The 15,175-nt window shown below is 66.9% G+C and carries 13 protein-coding genes; 6 read left to right on the forward strand and 7 right to left on the reverse strand.

What is annotated here, in order from left to right:
* Positions 1-272: 272 nt before the first annotated feature.
* Entirely contained in the window at positions 273-1,469 is a 1,197-nt protein-coding gene (locus tag HMPREF2886_RS29280; protein WP_033969249.1) for a lytic murein transglycosylase, read from the forward strand.
* A gap of 31 nt (positions 1,470-1,500) precedes the next feature.
* Here the strand turns inward: HMPREF2886_RS29280 and HMPREF2886_RS29285 are convergent, their stop codons facing one another.
* From HMPREF2886_RS29285 to napE, 6 genes are read right to left on the reverse strand one after another with little or no spacing between them, the layout of a single operon-like run.
* Positions 1,501-2,097, reverse strand: coding sequence for a cytochrome c3 family protein (locus HMPREF2886_RS29285; protein ID WP_003082412.1), 597 nt, complete (start codon positions 2,095-2,097; stop codon positions 1,501-1,503).
* Positions 2,098-2,107: 10 nt separating this feature from the next.
* Positions 2,108-2,599, reverse strand: coding sequence for a nitrate reductase cytochrome c-type subunit (locus HMPREF2886_RS29290; protein WP_003082414.1), 492 nt, complete (start codon positions 2,597-2,599; stop codon positions 2,108-2,110).
* Between the two features lie 10 nt (positions 2,600-2,609).
* Positions 2,610-5,114 carry a nitrate reductase catalytic subunit NapA gene (gene napA, locus HMPREF2886_RS29295; RefSeq protein ID WP_033969246.1) on the reverse strand — a complete coding sequence of 835 codons (2,505 nt, stop codon included), beginning with the start codon at positions 5,112-5,114 and terminating at the stop codon, positions 2,610-2,612.
* Positions 5,095-5,424 (reverse strand): chaperone NapD, encoded by a 330-nt coding sequence (locus HMPREF2886_RS29300; RefSeq protein ID WP_003082422.1) that lies wholly within the window; start codon positions 5,422-5,424, stop codon positions 5,095-5,097. The genes napA and HMPREF2886_RS29300 overlap by 20 nt, the downstream gene beginning before the upstream one ends.
* Positions 5,417-5,908 (reverse strand): ferredoxin-type protein NapF, encoded by a 492-nt coding sequence (gene napF, locus HMPREF2886_RS29305; protein ID WP_058177965.1) that lies wholly within the window; start codon positions 5,906-5,908, stop codon positions 5,417-5,419. Before napF ends, HMPREF2886_RS29300 begins: the two co-directional genes overlap by 8 nt.
* Positions 5,909-5,916: 8 nt before the next feature.
* Positions 5,917-6,084 carry a periplasmic nitrate reductase, NapE protein gene (napE, locus tag HMPREF2886_RS29310; protein ID WP_033969237.1) on the reverse strand — a complete coding sequence of 56 codons (168 nt, stop codon included), beginning with the start codon at positions 6,082-6,084 and terminating at the stop codon, positions 5,917-5,919.
* A gap of 221 nt (positions 6,085-6,305) precedes the next feature.
* On the opposite strand from napE, the gene HMPREF2886_RS29315 reads away from it, so the two are divergent.
* From HMPREF2886_RS29315 to HMPREF2886_RS29330, 4 genes are all read left to right on the forward strand, one after another.
* On the forward strand, positions 6,306-6,908 hold the full coding sequence (locus HMPREF2886_RS29315) for an outer membrane protein (protein WP_003082431.1): 603 nt from the start codon (positions 6,306-6,308) through the stop codon (positions 6,906-6,908).
* 79 nt (positions 6,909-6,987) lie between these two features.
* Positions 6,988-7,665 carry a two-component system response regulator PhoP gene (gene phoP, locus HMPREF2886_RS29320; RefSeq protein ID WP_003082436.1) on the forward strand — a complete coding sequence of 226 codons (678 nt, stop codon included), beginning with the start codon at positions 6,988-6,990 and terminating at the stop codon, positions 7,663-7,665.
* Entirely contained in the window at positions 7,662-9,008 is a 1,347-nt protein-coding gene (gene phoQ, locus HMPREF2886_RS29325; RefSeq protein ID WP_003082438.1) for a two-component system sensor histidine kinase PhoQ, read from the forward strand. Before phoP ends, phoQ begins: the two co-directional genes overlap by 4 nt.
* A 101-nt stretch (positions 9,009-9,109) precedes the next feature.
* On the forward strand, positions 9,110-12,472 hold the full coding sequence (locus HMPREF2886_RS29330) for a diguanylate cyclase (protein ID WP_070748883.1): 3,363 nt from the start codon (positions 9,110-9,112) through the stop codon (positions 12,470-12,472).
* A gap of 3 nt (positions 12,473-12,475) precedes the next feature.
* Here the strand turns inward: HMPREF2886_RS29330 and HMPREF2886_RS29335 are convergent, their stop codons facing one another.
* Complete coding sequence (locus HMPREF2886_RS29335) at positions 12,476-13,477, reverse strand: AraC family transcriptional regulator (RefSeq protein ID WP_070748885.1); 1,002 nt, start codon at positions 13,475-13,477, stop codon at positions 12,476-12,478.
* Between the two features lie 335 nt (positions 13,478-13,812).
* Here HMPREF2886_RS29335 and dctA point away from each other — a divergent pair, with 335 nt between their 5' ends.
* On the forward strand, positions 13,813-15,123 hold the full coding sequence (dctA, locus tag HMPREF2886_RS29340; protein ID WP_003133810.1) for a C4-dicarboxylate transporter DctC: 1,311 nt from the start codon (positions 13,813-13,815) through the stop codon (positions 15,121-15,123).
* Positions 15,124-15,175: the final 52 nt, after the last annotated feature.

Genomic DNA, 15,175 nt, shown 5'->3' on the forward strand with positions numbered 1-15,175 from the left:
GCAGCGCGTTCGGGCACGGATGTGACGCGGCGGATCGGCCGCGAGACACCCGGCATGCGTATTCCGCCACCAGTCTGCCCGAGCAAGGTTTCACCCGCCTTTCAGGGCGGAGATGGCGCCGCATCCGGCGGGACGGTAGGCTAGTGGCCCGTGTGGCTGACTCGACCAGTCGAACGCCGAACAGCGAGTCAACCGTACAGGCCACCAGGCCTTCGGCGCCGGGGGAAGCCCGCCGGTGCCATGGATGACCGTTCACCGTACAAGGAAACCCCATGCGCAGTCTTCTGCTCTCCTCGCTGGCCCTGCTACCCGCCCTGGCCCTGGCGCAACCCGACGCCTCGACCTTCCCTTCCTGTCTCGCCGGCCTGCAGAAGAAGGCCCAGGCGCAGGGCATTTCCGCCGACAGCTATGCGCGCTTCACCAGCGGCCTGCAGGCCGACCTCAGCGTGCTCGACCTGCTCGATGCGCAGCCGGAGTTCACCACCCCGCTGTGGGACTACCTGGCCGGTCTGGTGGACGAGCAGCGGGTCAGCGATGGCAAGGCGATGCTCGCCCAGCACGACAAGCTGCTCGACCAGGTGGCCGCGCGCTACGGCGTGGACAAGTACACGGTGGTGGCGGTGTGGGGCGTGGAAAGCGACTACGGGCGAATCTTCGGCAAGCGTCCGCTGCTGACCTCGCTGTCGACCCTGTCCTGCTACGGGCGCCGCCAGTCGTTCTTCCAGGGCGAGTTCCTCGCCACCCTGAAGCTGTTGCAGGCCGGCGACATCCGCGACGCCGGCATCACCGGCTCCTGGGCCGGGGCCTTCGGCCATACCCAGTTCATGCCATCGACCTACGCGCGGATCGCCGTGGACTTCGACGGCGACGGTCGCCGCGACCTGGTAGGCAGCGTGCCGGATGCCCTCGGTTCCACCGCCAACTACCTGAAGAAGGCTGGCTGGCGCACGGGGCAGCCGTGGGGCTATGAAGTGAAGGTGCCGGCCGACTTCCCCGCCAGCCTGGCCGGGCGCGGCAAGCGCCAGCCGCTGTCGGCCTGGGTCGCCCGTGGGGTGAAGCGGGTCGACGGCCAGCCGCTGCCGGGCGGCGACGAGAAGGCTGCGATTCTCCTGCCGACCGGGGCCCAGGGCCCGGCCTTCCTGGTCTATCGCAACTACGATGCGATCTATTCCTACAACGCCGCGGAAAGCTACGCGCTGGCCATCGCCCTGCTTTCCGACCGCCTGCGCGGCGGCAGCGGCCTGGTGGCGTCCTGGCCGACCGACGACCCGGGCATCAGCCGGCTCGAGCGCAAGCAATTGCAGAAGGCGTTGCTGGCGCGCGGCTACGACATCGGCGAGGCCGACGGGCTGATCGGCACCAGCACGCGCAAGGCGATCCAGGCCGAGCAGAAGCGCCTCGGCCTGACCCCGGCCGACGGTCGCGCCGGGCGCAAGATCCTCGAGGCGCTGAAGGGCGCCCAGCCCTGATCCCCTAGCGCCGCCCGGTCCGCGGGCGGCGCTACCAGCCCTTCACCCCGGTCATGTCCGGCAGGTGGTGGGCGATCCCCTTGTGGCAGTCGATGCAGGTGGCTTCGCCGCTGGCCAGGGCGGTGGAGTGCATCTGCCGCGCGCGCACGCTCTGCCGGGTGAAGTCCATGAACTCGAAGTTGTGGCAGTTGCGGCATTCCAGCGAATCGTTGGCCTTGAGCCGTGCCCATTCGTGCTCGGCCAGCTCGCGGCGGTGATCGAGGAATTTCTCGCGGGTGTTGATGGTGCCGAAGATCTTGCCCCAGACCTCCTTGGAGGCCTGCATCTTGCGCGCGATCTTGTCGGTCCACTTGTGCGGCACGTGGCAGTCGGGACAGGTGGCGCGGACTCCGGAACGGTTGCTGTAGTGGATGGTGTCCTTGAGTTCGACGAACACGTTGTCGCGCATCTCGTGGCAGGAAATGCAGAAGGTCTCGGTGTTGGTCGCCTCCAGGGCGGTGTTGAAGCCGCCCCAGAAGACGATCCCGGCGATGAAGCCGCCGAGGGTGAGGAAGCCCAGGCTGAAATGCACGCTGGGACGACGCAGGACCCGCCAGTAACCGGCCAGCCAGGCGATGAGTGCTTTCATGCGGCCTCCCTCAGGGTTTGCGCGCCGCATTGGCGGCTTCTTTCTCGAGGATCTGGTCGATGTTCTCGAAGCGGTTGTCGACCAGCGGCTTTACGTCCTGTTGTGGCACATGGCACTGCACGCAGAAGTAGCGGCGCGGCGAGACGGCGGCCAGCGGCTGGCCGTCGCGGTCCATGTAGTGGGTGATGCTGATCATCACCGCCTGGGTTCGCGCGCTGTTGGCGCGGCTGTGGCAGGACAGGCACTTGTTGCTGTCCTTGTCGATGCGATAGCCGACGATGCTGTGGGGAATGGTCGGCGGCTGCTCGGGGTAGTTGCGCTCGCGTTTCAGGTCCTTGTTTTCCTCGGCCGCCAGCGGCGGCGCGGGGCGGCTTTCGGCCAGCGTGCCGCCGGGGCGGCGGCCGTCGGGGGCGGGCGCGTCCAGCGGGTAGCCGAGGTCGGCGGCGAAGGCCGCGGGGGCGCCGAGCAGGACGAGGAGCAGGGCAGTCAGCAGAGGTTTCATGGCGCGCTCCTCAGGCCAGGTTGAGCAGTTCGATGCGAACGGCGCACTTCTTGTAGTCGGTCTGCTTGGAAATCGGGTCGGTGGCGTCCAGGGTGACCTTGTTGATCAGCTTGTTGGCGTCGAAGAACGGCACGAACACCAGCCCCTGGGGCGGCTTGTTGCGCCCGCGGGTCTCGACCCGCGCGCGGATCTCGCCGCGCCGGCTCACCACCTTGACCTCGCTGCCGCGGCGCAGCTTGAGCTGGCGCGCATCCTCAGGGTGCATGTAGACCAGCGCGTCGGGCACCGCCTTGTACAGCTCCGGGACCCGCGCGGTCATGCTCCCGGTGTGCCAGTGTTCGAGCACCCGGCCGGTGGCGAGCCAGAACGGGTAGTCCTGGTCCGGCGCCTCGGCCGGCGGTTCGTAGGGCAGGGCGAAGACGATCGCCTTCTTGTCCGGATAGCCATAGAACTGCACGCCGCTGCCCTTGCTCACGTAGGGGTCGTAGCCCTCGCGGTAGCGCCAGCGGGTCTCCTTGCCGTCCACCACCGGCCAGCGCAGGCCGCGCGCCTCGTGGTAGGCGTCGAAGGGGGCGAGGTCGTGGCCGTGGCCGCGACCGAAGGCGGCGTATTCCTCGAACAGGCCCTTCTGGATATAGAAGCCGAATGCGTCGACCTCGTCGTTGGCGTAGCCCTTGGCCAGGTCGCTGGCCGGGAAGCGGTCGACCTGGCCGTTGCGGAACAGCACGTCGTAGAGGCTCTTGCCCTTCAGCTCGGGGGCCTTCGCCAGCAGTTCGGCGGGCCAGACCTCGTCGGTGGTGAAGCGCTTGGAGAATTCCACCAGTTGCCAGAGGTCGGACTTCGCCTCGCCCGGTGCCTTCACCAACTGGTGCCAGAACTGCGTGCGGCGCTCGGCATTGCCGAAGGCGCCTTCCTTCTCCACCCACATGGCGCTGGGCAGGATCAGGTCGGCGGCCTGGGCCGAGACGGTGGGGTAGACGTCGGAGACGATCACGAAGTTGTCCGGGTTGCGCCAACCGGGCAGCACTTCCTGCATTACGTTGGGACCGGCCTGCATGTTGTTGCTGACCTGGGTCCAGTAGACGTTGAGCACGCCGTCCTTGAGCATCCGGCTCTGCTGCACGGCGTGGAAGCCGACCTTCTCCTGGATGGTGCCGGCCGGCACCTTCCAGATCTTCTCCGCGGTTTCCCGGTGCTTCGGGTTGGTCACCACCAGGTCGGCGGGGAGCCGGTGGGAGAAGGTGCCGACCTCGCGCGCGGTGCCGCAGGCCGAGGGCTGGCCGGTGAGCGAGAAGGGGCTGTTGCCCGGTTCGCTGATCTTCCCGGTGAGCAGGTGGATGTTGTAGATCAGGTTGTTCGCCCAGACCCCTCGGGTGTGCTGGTTGAAGCCCATGGTCCAGAACGACACCACCTTGCGCTTGGGGTCGGCGTAGAGTTCGGCGAGGGCCTTCAGCCGCTCGGCCGGCACGCCGCTTTCGCGCGCGGTGCGCTCCAGGGTATAGGGCTTGACGAACTCGGCGAAGGCCTTGAAGTCGATGTCGCTCCAGGTGTTGGCCTTGTCGGCGTTCTTCGCCTTCTTCTCCAGCGGGTCGTCCGGGCGCAGGCCGTAGCCGATGTCCTCGGCGCCATGGGCGAAGCGCACGTGGCGCTCGACGAAGTCGCGGTTCACCGCGCCGCTCTCGATGATGTGGTTGGCGATGTAGTTGAGGATGATCAGGTCGGTCTGCGGCTTGAACACCATGGGCAGGTCGGCCAGCTCGAAGCTGCGGTGCTCGAAGGTGGACAGCACCGCGACCTTGACCTGCGGCGCGCTGAGCCGGCGGTCGGTGACCCGCGACCAGAGCACCGGATGCATCTCGGCCATGTTCGAGCCCCAGAGGACGAAGCTGTCGGTGGCCTCGATATCGTCGTAGCAGCCCATCGGCTCGTCCATGCCGAAGCTGCGCATGAAGCCCATCACCGCCGAGGCCATGCAGTGGCGGGCGTTGGGGTCGATGTTGTTGCTGCGCAGGCCGGCCTTGAACAGCTTGTTCGCCGCATAGCCTTCCCAGACCGTCCATTGGCCGGAGCCGAACATGCCGACCGACTCCGGTCCCTTGGCCTTGAGCGCGGCCTTGAATTTCTCGGCCATGATGTCGAAGGCCTGCTCCCAGCTGATCGGCTGGAACTCGCCCTGCTTGTCGAACTTGCCGTCCTTCATGCGCAGCAGCGGGCGGGTCAGGCGGTCGCTGCCGTACATGATCTTCGACAGGAAGTAGCCCTTCACGCAGTTGATCCCGCGATTGACCTCGGCCTTGATGTCGCCGTGGGTGGCCACTACCTGGCCGTCGCGGGTGGCGACCATCACGCTGCAACCGGTGCCGCAGAAGCGGCAGGGTGCCTTGTTCCAGGCCAGGCTGGTGACGTCCGCCTCGGTCACCAGGTTGCTGGCGCGGACCAGGATCGGCAGGCCGGCCGCCGCCGCGGCGATGGCGGCGGCGTTGGCCTTGGCGAATTCACGACGGGTGAGGTTCATCGATTGTCTCCTCGGGCGAGCACGGTATCGCGCGGTCGGTCATGGCCGCCGCGTCGTTACTATCGTCGTCGTGCAGGATCTCGTGGTAGACCAGCACGGCGTTGAGCACTCCTGGCAGGTTCTGCAACTGGCCCAGGGTGTCGAGAATCTGTTCTTCGCGTTCGGCTTCCAGCACCAGGATCAGCTTGCCCTGCGGGCTTTCCTGGTAGATCTCCAGGCCGTCGAGCAGCGCCAGGTTGGCCTTCACCGCCGGCAGTCGCTCGGGTCGGCAATGCAGGATGAGGCTGGCGATCTGCAGGGCTTCAGGCATGTCGTGGAGACTCCTTGGTGGATAGCGCGCGCAGTTGGATGGCCTGGCTCGGACAGGGCGCCAGGCAGGCGCCGCAGCCGTTGCAGCGCTGGCTGTCCAGCTCGGCCAGGGCGACGCCGCCGGGGGCCGGGCGGAAGCGGATCGCGGCGGGTTCGCAGGCGTCCTGGCAACTGCGGCAGTGGATCCCGGCCAGGGCCAGGCAGGCTTCGCCGATCGCGGCGATCCAGGGGAAGGCCGGGCGGGTGCCATCGAACAGGCCGGCCTCGCAGCGGCTGGCGCATTCCCCGCACAGCGTGCAGCCAGCGCTGGAGAGGTCGAGTTCGGCGAGTCGCCCGGCGCCGATCCGTAGCACGCCTTCCGGGCAGGCCTCGACGCAGGCGGCGCAGCCTGTGCAGCCTTCGGCGAAGTCGGCGGCGGTCCACGGCGGGCGGCGCGTCGGCGGGTGCCCGCCGAGGCGGCGGAACAGCTCTCGGCGACTGCTCATACCCGACCTCAGGCCGGCGGCCCGGGCGGGCCGGCCAGTAGCTGGTACATCCAGACGCAGAAACCGAAGCTGCCGACCAGTGCGACGGACAGCAGCGGGAACAGGCAGATCACGAGAAACAGGAAGAGCCTGGCTTCCATGCCCTTGACGCGTCCCTGGTCGGGTTGTTCGTTCATTGGCCCAGCCTCTGTGCAGGCGACTGTAGGAAGCCTAGACCCTACTTGCAGTACGGGCAAAAACCTCGCCGAGCCGGCGCTTGGCAGCCTGGAAACAGAGCGTTCGCCGGCAAACGCGAGTCGTTCAGCCCGGGTTCAGCAAGCGTTCAGGGGCGGTTCAGTACCCTGTCCGTACTCTGCAAGCCGTGAACGACACGACTCTCGCAGAACGGAGAAACACCATGAAAGCACTCAAGACTCTCTTCATCGCCACCGCCCTGCTGGGTTCCGCCGCCGGCGTCCAGGCCGCCGACAACTTCGTCGGCCTGACCTGGGGCGAGACCAGCAACAACATCCAGAAGTCCAAGTCGCTGAACCGCAACCTGAACAGCCCGAATCTCGACAAGGTGATCGACAACACCGGCACCTGGGGCATCCGCGCCGGCCAGCAGTTCGAGCAGGGCCGCTACTACGCGACCTACGAGAACATCTCCGATACCAGCAGCGGCAACAAGCTGCGCCAGCAGAACCTGCTCGGCAGCTACGACGCCTTCCTGCCGATCGGCGACAACAACACCAAGCTGTTCGGCGGTGCCACCCTCGGCCTGGTCAAGCTGGAACAGGACGGCAAGGGCTTCAAGCGCGACAGCGATGTCGGCTACGCTGCCGGGCTGCAGGCCGGTATCCTCCAGGAGCTGAGCAAGAATGCCTCGATCGAAGGCGGCTATCGTTACCTGCGCACCAACGCCAGCACCGAGATGACCCCGCATGGCGGCAACAAGCTGGGCTCCCTGGACCTGCACAGCAGCTCGCAATTCTACCTGGGCGCCAACTACAAGTTCTAAATGACCGCGCAGCGCCCGCGAGGGCATGCTTCGATGGCCGGGCCGGAAGGTCCGGCCGCATCTCATCCGGAGGAACCTCATGAAACTGCTGGTAGTGGAAGACGAGGCGCTGTTGCGCCACCACCTCTATACCCGCCTGGGTGAACAGGGGCACGTGGTGGACGCGGTACCGGATGCCGAGGAAGCCCTCTACCGGGTCAGCGAATACCACCACGACCTGGCGGTGATCGACCTCGGCCTGCCGGGCATGAGCGGCCTGGACCTGATCCGCGAGCTGCGTTCGCAGGGCAAGTCCTTCCCGATCCTGATCCTCACCGCCCGCGGCAACTGGCAGGACAAGGTCGAAGGCCTGGCCGCCGGGGCCGACGACTACGTGGTCAAGCCGTTCCAGTTCGAGGAACTGGAAGCGCGCCTGAACGCGCTGCTGCGACGCTCCTCGGGGTTCGTCCAGTCGACCATCGAGGCCGGCCCCCTGGTCCTCGACCTGAACCGCAAGCAGGCGCTGGTCGAGGAGCAACCGGTGGCGCTGACCGCCTACGAATACCGCATCCTCGAATACCTCATGCGGCATCACCAGCAGGTGGTGGCCAAGGAGCGCCTGATGGAGCAGCTCTATCCCGACGACGAGGAGCGCGACGCCAACGTCATCGAGGTGCTGGTCGGCCGCCTGCGGCGCAAGCTGGAGGCCTGCGGCGGCTTCAAGCCGATCGATACGGTGCGCGGCCAGGGCTACCTGTTCACCGAGCGCTGCCGGTGATCCGTTCCCTGCGCATCCGCCTGATGCTCGGCGCCGCCGCCCTGGCGGTGCTGTTCATGCTGGCGCTGCTGCCGGCCCTGCAGCGTGCCTTCGGCATCGCCCTGGAGAACACCATCGAGCAGCGCCTGGCCGCCGACGTGGCGACCCTGGTCTCGGCGGCGCGGGTGGAGAAGGGCCGCCTGGTGATGCCCGAGCACCTGCCGGTGGAGGAGTTCAACCTGCCGGAGGCCAAGGTCCTCGGCTATATCTACGACCAGAATGGCGATCTGCTCTGGCGCTCCACCTCGGCGGCCGACGAGTCGATCAACTACACGCCGCGCTACGACGGCCGCGGCAACGAATTCCACACCACCCGCGACGCGAAGGGCGAGGAGTTCTTCGTGTTCGACGTCGAGATCGACCTGCTGCGCGGCAAGCAGGCGGCCTACAGCATCGTCACCATGCAATCGGTCAGCGAGTTCGAGAGCCTGCTCAAGGGGTTCCGCGAGCAGCTCTACCTGTGGCTCGGCGGCGCCCTGCTGGTCTTGCTCGGGCTGCTCTGGCTGGGCCTGACCTGGGGCTTCCGGGCGATGCGCGGGTTGAGTTCCGAGCTGGACCAGATCGAATCCGGCGAGCGCGAGAGCCTGAGCGAGGAGCATCCGCGCGAGCTGCTGCGCCTGACCCACTCGCTGAACCGCCTGTTGCGCAGCGAGCACAAGCAGCGCGAGCGCTACCGCCACTCCCTCGGCGACCTGGCGCACAGCCTGAAGACGCCGCTGGCGGTCTTGCAGGGGGTCGGCGACCAGCTCGCCGAGGAGCCCGGCAACCGCGAGCAGGTGCGGGTGCTACAGGGCCAGATCGAGCGCATGAGCCAGCAGATAGGCTATCAGTTGCAGCGCGCCAGCCTGCGCAAGAGCGGCCTGGTACGCCATCGCGAGCAATTGGCGCCGCTGGTGGAGACCCTGTGCGACGCGCTGGACAAGGTCTATCGCGACAAGCGGGTAAGCCTGCAGCGGGACTTCTCGCCGTCCTTCAGCGTGCCGGTGGAGCGCGGCGCGTTGCTGGAACTGCTCGGCAACCTGCTGGAGAACGCCTATCGCCTGTGCCTGGGCCGGGTCCGCGTGGGCGCCCGGCTGGGGCCGGGGTACTCGGAGCTGTGGGTCGAGGACGACGGTCCCGGGGTGCCTGCCGAACAGCGCGCACGAATCATCCGCCGCGGCGAGCGCGCCGATACCCAGCACCCGGGGCAGGGCATCGGCCTGGCCGTGGCGCTGGACATCATCGAGAGCTACGACGGTGAACTGAGCCTGGACGATTCCGAGCTGGGCGGCGCCTGCTTCCGCATACGTTTCGCTACAGTCTGAGACTTGGCGGCCGTTACCTACGTCTGAGGTGTTTCCGCGCTACGCTGAAGTCTGTTCGGCTGGCGCAGTTCCTTTGACGCAGGTACCGGGGATTCGAGCGGATGTTCAGTGGCAAAACCGACGACAGGGGCTTGTGGGCGGGCATCCAGGCCGGTGTGCTGTTCTTCCTCGCCGCCCTGGCCTGCATCTACCTGTCGCGCCAGCCTGCCACCATCGCTGCGATCTGGCTGCCCAACGCGATCCTCACCGCCGCCCTGCTGCGCGCGCCGCTGCGCCAGTGGCCGGCGATCCTGCTCTGCTCCGCCGTGGCCAACCTGGCGGCCAACCGCCTGTATGGCGACAGCCTGTGGATGAGCGCGGCGTTCCTGCCGGCCAACCTGAGCGAAGCGATCTTCGCCGCGATGCTGTTACGCATCAACCGGGTGTGCGAGGACTTCGAATTCAACCTGCATTCGGCGGTTCGCGTGCTCTGGGCTGGCGCGCTGATCCCGCCCTTGCTCGGCGCCCCGGTGGGCGCGGTGCTGGTCAGCGTCTTCGGCATGGGGCGTTTGCCGGAGATGTGGGCGCGCTGGTACGTGGGCGATGCGATGGGCATGCTCGCGCTGCTGCCGTTGTGCATGGCCAGCAACCTGGCGGCCTGGCGTCACGGTCTGTCGGGGCGGGCGGGAGTGGACAACGCGATGCTCCTGCTGGTGACCCTGGTGATCAGCTTCGTGGCCCTGACTCGCCTGCCCTACGCCTTCATCTACGTGCTCCTGCCGCTGCTGGTGGCCGCCGCCAGCACCAGCGTGTTCGGCACCGCGCTGATCGGCTGCCTGAACACCTGTTTCATCGCCGTGCTGATCGCCCTCGGCGTGTTCGTCCCGGAGTCGTCCCAGCAGCGTTTCGGCGAGCCGCTGCTGTACCTGCCGATGGCCTTGACCCTCATTCCCGCCTTCCTGGTCTCGGTGATCATGGAGCGCAGCCGCCGCGAGCAGCACCAGGTGGCCATCGGCGAGGCGCAGTTCCGCGGCGCCATGGAATTCTCGGCGATCGGCATGGCCCTGGTGTCGCTGGAGGGGCGGCTGTTCAAGGTCAACGAGGCGCTGTGCCGGATGCTCGGCTATTCCGCCGAACGCCTGGGCGAGCTGTCGTTCCAGGAGATCACCTATGCGGACGACCTGGAACTGGACCTCGACCTGGTGCGCGACCTGCTCGCCGGGCGTATCAACTCCTACCAGATGGAGAAGCGCTACCTGCGCCAGGACGGCGAAACCTTCTGGGCGCGCATCAGCGTGTCGCTGGTGCGCGACGAGGAGGGAGTCGCCCAGTACTTCGTCACCCAGGTGGAGGATATCGACAGTCGCAAACGTGCCGAGCTGGAGCGCGAGCGCCTCGCCGAACGGATCAAGCTGGCCACCGACGCCGGGCAGATCGGCATCTGGGAGTGGGACCTGGCGCGCAACCGCCTGCACTGGGATTTCCGCATGTTCGACCTGTACGGCATCCGCAGCGGTCCCGGGGAGACCACGGTGGAGCAGTGGAAGGCGACCCTGCATGCCGAGGATCACGACCGCGTGCTGCGCGAGCTGGAGCGCGCCGTCAGCGGGTTGCAGAAATTCGACTGCGAGTTCCGTATCGTCCGCCCCAACCGCGAGGTTCGCCACCTGCGGGCGATCGCCACGCTGACGCGCGACGAGGACAACCGTCCGGTGCGGATGATCGGCATCAACAGCGACATCACCGAGATCCGGACCCTGGCGGAAACCCTGCACGAGGAAAAGGAACGCCTGCAGGTGACCCTGTATTCCATCGGCGATGCCGTGTTGACCACCGACGCCGGCGGCCGCGTGACCTTCATGAACCCGGTGGCCGAGGCGATGACCGGCTGGACCCTGCAGGACGCCATCGGTGCGCCCCACGAACTGGTCTTCAACGTGCTCGACAGCGACACCGGCGAGGCCCTGGAAAGCCCGGTGCGACGCTGCCTGCAGAACACCCGGGTGTTCTACCTGGAGGACGGCGCCACGCTGATCAGCCGCAAGGGCGAGCAGCACGATATCCAGAATTGCGCGGCGCCGGTGCGCACCCGCGATGGCGAGATCATCGGCACCGTGCTGGTGTTCCAGAACGTCACCAAGGCCCGGGCGATGCAGCGCGAGCTGAGCTATCACGCCTCCCACGATGCCCTCACCGGGCTGTTCAACCGCACCAAGTTCGAGGAGGAGCTGCAACGCGCCCTGGCCAACGCCCAGGAGCGGGCGACCCAGCATGCGCTGTGCTTCATCGACCTCGACCGCTTCAAGGTGGTCAACGATTCCGCCGGGCACGCGGCGGGCGACATGCTGCTGCGCGAGCTGAGCCGGATTCTCGCCGACCGTACCCGCGCCTCCGACACCCTGGCGCGGCTGGGCGGCGACGAGTTCGGCCTGCTGCTGTTCGATTGCGACCTGGCGGAGGCGGAGCAGGTGGCGAGCAAGCTCATCGAGCAGATCTGCTCGGTGCGCTTCCCCTGGGAAGGGCGGCTCTACGACGTGGGCGCGAGCATCGGCATCACCGCCCTTACCGCCACCTCGCGCAGCACCAGCGAACTGATGAGCCAGGCCGACGTGGCCTGCTACGCGGCCAAGCATGCCGGGCGCAACCGGGTTTCGGTGTACCAGTTCGGCCATGAGGAAGTGGAGCGCCAGCACCGCGACATACTCCTCGCCAGCGGGCTGCGCGAGGCCCTGGAGAACGACCGCTTCCAGTTGCAGGCGCAGGAGATCGTGCCGGTCGGCCCCCGCCGCGACGGTGACCGGCACTACGAGCTGCTGCTGCGACTGTACGATCCGGATGGCCAGATGACTCCGCCGGGCGCCTTCATCCCGGCCGCCGAGCGCTTCAACCTGATGGCCAGCATCGACCGCTGGGTGATCAACGAGGCGCTGATCAACTTCGGCGCGCGGATCGCCGCGGTGGAGGGCCTGAGCATCGGCATCAACCTGTCCGGCAACTCGCTCAACGACCCGCTGTTCCTGCCTTACCTGCTGGATCGCATCGAACACTCGCCGCTGAGGCCGGAGCGCCTGTACTTCGAGCTGACCGAGACGGCGTTGATGAACCAGTTGTCGGTGGCTTCGCGGATCGTCGCCAAGCTGCGTGACCTCGGCTGCAAGGTGGCGCTGGACGACTTCGGCTCCGGCCTGAGTTCCTTCAATTACCTGAAGAATTTCGTCGTCGACGTGATCAAGATCGACGGCAGCTTCGTCCGCAACCTGGACAAGAGCCCGGTGGACCAGGCCATCGTCGACTCCATCAACCAGATCGCCCACCGCCTGGGCGCGGTGACCGTGGCCGAGTTCGTCGAGAGCCGGGAAATCCTCGATCACCTGGCGCGCCTCGGGGTGGATTTCGCCCAGGGCTACGCGGTCGGTCGGCCGCAGCCGTTCGCCACGGTGCTCGACCAGTTGCGCAGCGGGCTTCGTCGCCAGGAGCTGGGCTGAGCTTCAGGCTTCCGCCTGGTGCCGGTACGCGCCGGGGGTGAGGCCGGTCCACTTCTTGAACGCGCGATGGAAGGCCGAGGGCTCGGAAAAGCCGAGCTGCTCGGCGATGTCCTGGATCGACAGCTCGTCCCGACCCAGGTGGTAGATCGCCAGGTCGCGGCGCAGGTGGTCCTTGAGTTGCTGGAAGCTGCCGCCTTCATCGCGCAGGTGGCGTCGCAGGGTCTGCGAACTCATGTGCAGTTGGCGGGCGACCTGGTCGAGGTCCGGCCAGTGCCGGCAGTCGCGGCCGAGCAGGCGGCGGATCTGGCTGGTCAGGCTGTCGCCGCCGTCCGGGCGCGCCAGCAGGTCGGCGGGAGAGTGCTGGAGGAACTGCTTGAGGGTGCGTTCGTCCTGCAGCAGCGGCATGCCCAGGTAGCGGGCGGCGAACAGCAGGCTGGTGCAGCCGGCGGAAAACCGCCGGGGGCAGGGAAACAGCAGGTCGTACTCGGCCTGGTGGTCCGGCGCCGGGTAGCTGAAGGTGGCTTCCTCCAGGCGGATGCGCTGGCCGATCAGCCAACTGGCGAGGCGGTGCCAGATCACCAGCAGGCTTTCGGCGAGGAAGTGATCCGGGTCCGACAGGTGGCTTTCCTCGAGGCACAGGCGCACCAGGTCGCCGTCGCGCCGCAGGTGGATCAGCGGCGCCTGGGGGAACAGGCCGTAGAACAGTTCGCCGCGCTGCAGGGCCTTTTCCAGGGTCCGGCAATGAATCAGGGTGTGGCACATCATGGCGAAGGTGCCGCGCTTGCTGCGGACTTCGCCGAAGCCCATGTATTCGTCGTCCAGCACTTCCCAGAGCAACTGCATCAGGCGGGTGAACTGCTCCGGCGCGATGCGTGCCCGCGGTTCGTCCAGCAGGGCCGGCTGGATACCGGCGCGACGCAGCAGGGCGGGGCCGTCCAGGCCTTGGCGCGTGGCCCCGCGCAACGCGGCGCGGACGAAATGGCTGGCGATGGTGCGCTCACGCATGGCGGCGTCCTTGTTGTTGGAACGGCGATGGTAGGGCGCCGCCCGGTAGACGACAAGGGTGGTGGCGGACTCCCGCCATGCTCGCGCAGCACAGCCGGCCCGCCGGGCGGTAATCCGCCACGCTTAGCCCGCTATGCAATTTTCATTTATTATTTAATTTATTGATTTATAAGGATTTTATTTAGAGAAAGAGCATCCTGGCACAGCCTCTGCAATGCCTGGGCAAGGTTCCGCCGCGGCGGTTCACGACAAAAAATCTCCCCAGCAAGGGGGGTAACGCTACCGGTGAGCGCGTTCCAGGGAACTGGCGAAGCGCCCCCGTGAGGACTCTGCCCATGACCAAACAACCCTTCTACAAGAGCCTGTACGTGCAGGTTCTGGTCGCCATCGCCATCGGTATCGCGCTCGGCCACTGGTACCCGGAAACGGCGGTGGCGATGAAGCCGTTCGGCGACGGCTTCGTCAAACTGATCAAGATGGCCATCGCGCCGATCATCTTCTGCACCGTGGTCACCGGCATCGCCGGCATGCAGAGCATGAAGTCGGTCGGCAAGACCGGCGGCATGGCGCTGCTGTACTTCGAGGTCGTCTCCACCGTGGCCCTGATCATCGGCCTGGTAGTGGTCAACGTGGTCCAGCCGGGCGCCGGCATGCACGTCGACCCGAACACCCTCGACACCAGCAAGATCGCCGCCTACGCCGCTGCCGGCGAGAAGCAGAGCACCGTCGACTTCCTGATGAACGTGATCCCCGGCACCGTGGTCGGCGCGTTCGCCAACGGCGACATCCTCCAGGTCCTGTTCTTCTCCGTGCTCTTCGGCTACGCCCTGCATCGCCTGGGCAGCTACGGCAAGCCGGTGTTCGAGTTCATCGAGCGCGTCTCCCATGTGATGTTCAACATCATCAACGTGATCATGAAGGTCGCCCCGATCGGCGCGTTCGGCGCCATGGCCTTCACCATCGGCGCTTACGGCGTGGGTTCGCTGGTGCAGCTCGGCCAGCTGATGCTGTGCTTCTACATCACCTGCATCCTGTTCGTGCTCATCGTCCTCGGCGGCATTGCCCGCGCCCACGGCTTCAGCATCCTGCGCTTCATCAAGTACATCCGCGAGGAACTGCTGATCGTGCTGGGCACCTCGTCTTCCGAGTCGGCCCTGCCGCGGATGATCGACAAGATGGAAAAGCTCGGCTGCAACAAGTCGGTGGTCGGCCTGGTGATCCCCACCGGTTACTCCTTCAACCTCGACGGCACCTCGATCTACCTGACCATGGCCGCGGTGTTCATCGCCCAGGCCACCGATACGCCGATGGACATCACCCACCAGATCACCCTGCTGCTGGTGCTGCTGATCGCTTCCAAGGGCGCCGCCGGCGTCACCGGCAGCGGCTTCATCGTGCTCGCCGCGACCCTTTCCGCCGTCGGCCACCTGCCGGTCGCCGGCCTGGCGCTGATCCTCGGCATCGACCGCTTCATGTCCGAAGCCCGCGCGCTGACCAACCTGGTCGGCAACGGCGTGGCCACGGTAGTGGTTTCCAAGTGGTGCAAGCAGCTCGACGAAGGCACCTTGCAGCGCGAACTGGCCGGCGAGGGCAACGCTTCGTCGCCTGCCAGCGATATTCCGGTGGGCGGCCGCGAAGCGGTCTAAGCTCAAACCTGTTCGGCAGGGGGAAGTGAAGAGCTCCCTGCCGCCCTTCGAA

It is taken from the genome of Pseudomonas sp. HMSC066A08, assembly GCF_001813025.1.
Lineage (GTDB): Bacteria > Pseudomonadota > Gammaproteobacteria > Pseudomonadales > Pseudomonadaceae > Pseudomonas > Pseudomonas aeruginosa.

Coding starts and splice junctions, on each gene's coding strand:
- HMPREF2886_RS29315 (WP_003082431.1), top strand. CDS start 6,306: ATGAAAGCACTCAAGACTCTCTTCATCGCCACCGCCCTGCTGGGTTCC.
- HMPREF2886_RS29290 (WP_003082414.1), bottom strand. CDS start 2,599: ATGAAACCTCTGCTGACTGCCCTGCTCCTCGTCCTGCTCGGCGCCCCC.
- HMPREF2886_RS29280 (WP_033969249.1), top strand. CDS start 273: ATGCGCAGTCTTCTGCTCTCCTCGCTGGCCCTGCTACCCGCCCTGGCC.
- HMPREF2886_RS29285 (WP_003082412.1), bottom strand. CDS start 2,097: ATGAAAGCACTCATCGCCTGGCTGGCCGGTTACTGGCGGGTCCTGCGT.
- HMPREF2886_RS29335 (WP_070748885.1), bottom strand. CDS start 13,477: ATGCGTGAGCGCACCATCGCCAGCCATTTCGTCCGCGCCGCGTTGCGC.
- napF (WP_058177965.1), bottom strand. CDS start 5,908: ATGAGCAGTCGCCGAGAGCTGTTCCGCCGCCTCGGCGGGCACCCGCCG.
- HMPREF2886_RS29300 (WP_003082422.1), bottom strand. CDS start 5,424: ATGCCTGAAGCCCTGCAGATCGCCAGCCTCATCCTGCATTGCCGACCC.
- dctA (WP_003133810.1), top strand. CDS start 13,813: ATGACCAAACAACCCTTCTACAAGAGCCTGTACGTGCAGGTTCTGGTC.
- HMPREF2886_RS29330 (WP_070748883.1), top strand. CDS start 9,110: ATGTTCAGTGGCAAAACCGACGACAGGGGCTTGTGGGCGGGCATCCAG.
- napE (WP_033969237.1), bottom strand. CDS start 6,084: ATGAACGAACAACCCGACCAGGGACGCGTCAAGGGCATGGAAGCCAGG.
- napA (WP_033969246.1), bottom strand. CDS start 5,114: ATGAACCTCACCCGTCGTGAATTCGCCAAGGCCAACGCCGCCGCCATC.
- phoP (WP_003082436.1), top strand. CDS start 6,988: ATGAAACTGCTGGTAGTGGAAGACGAGGCGCTGTTGCGCCACCACCTC.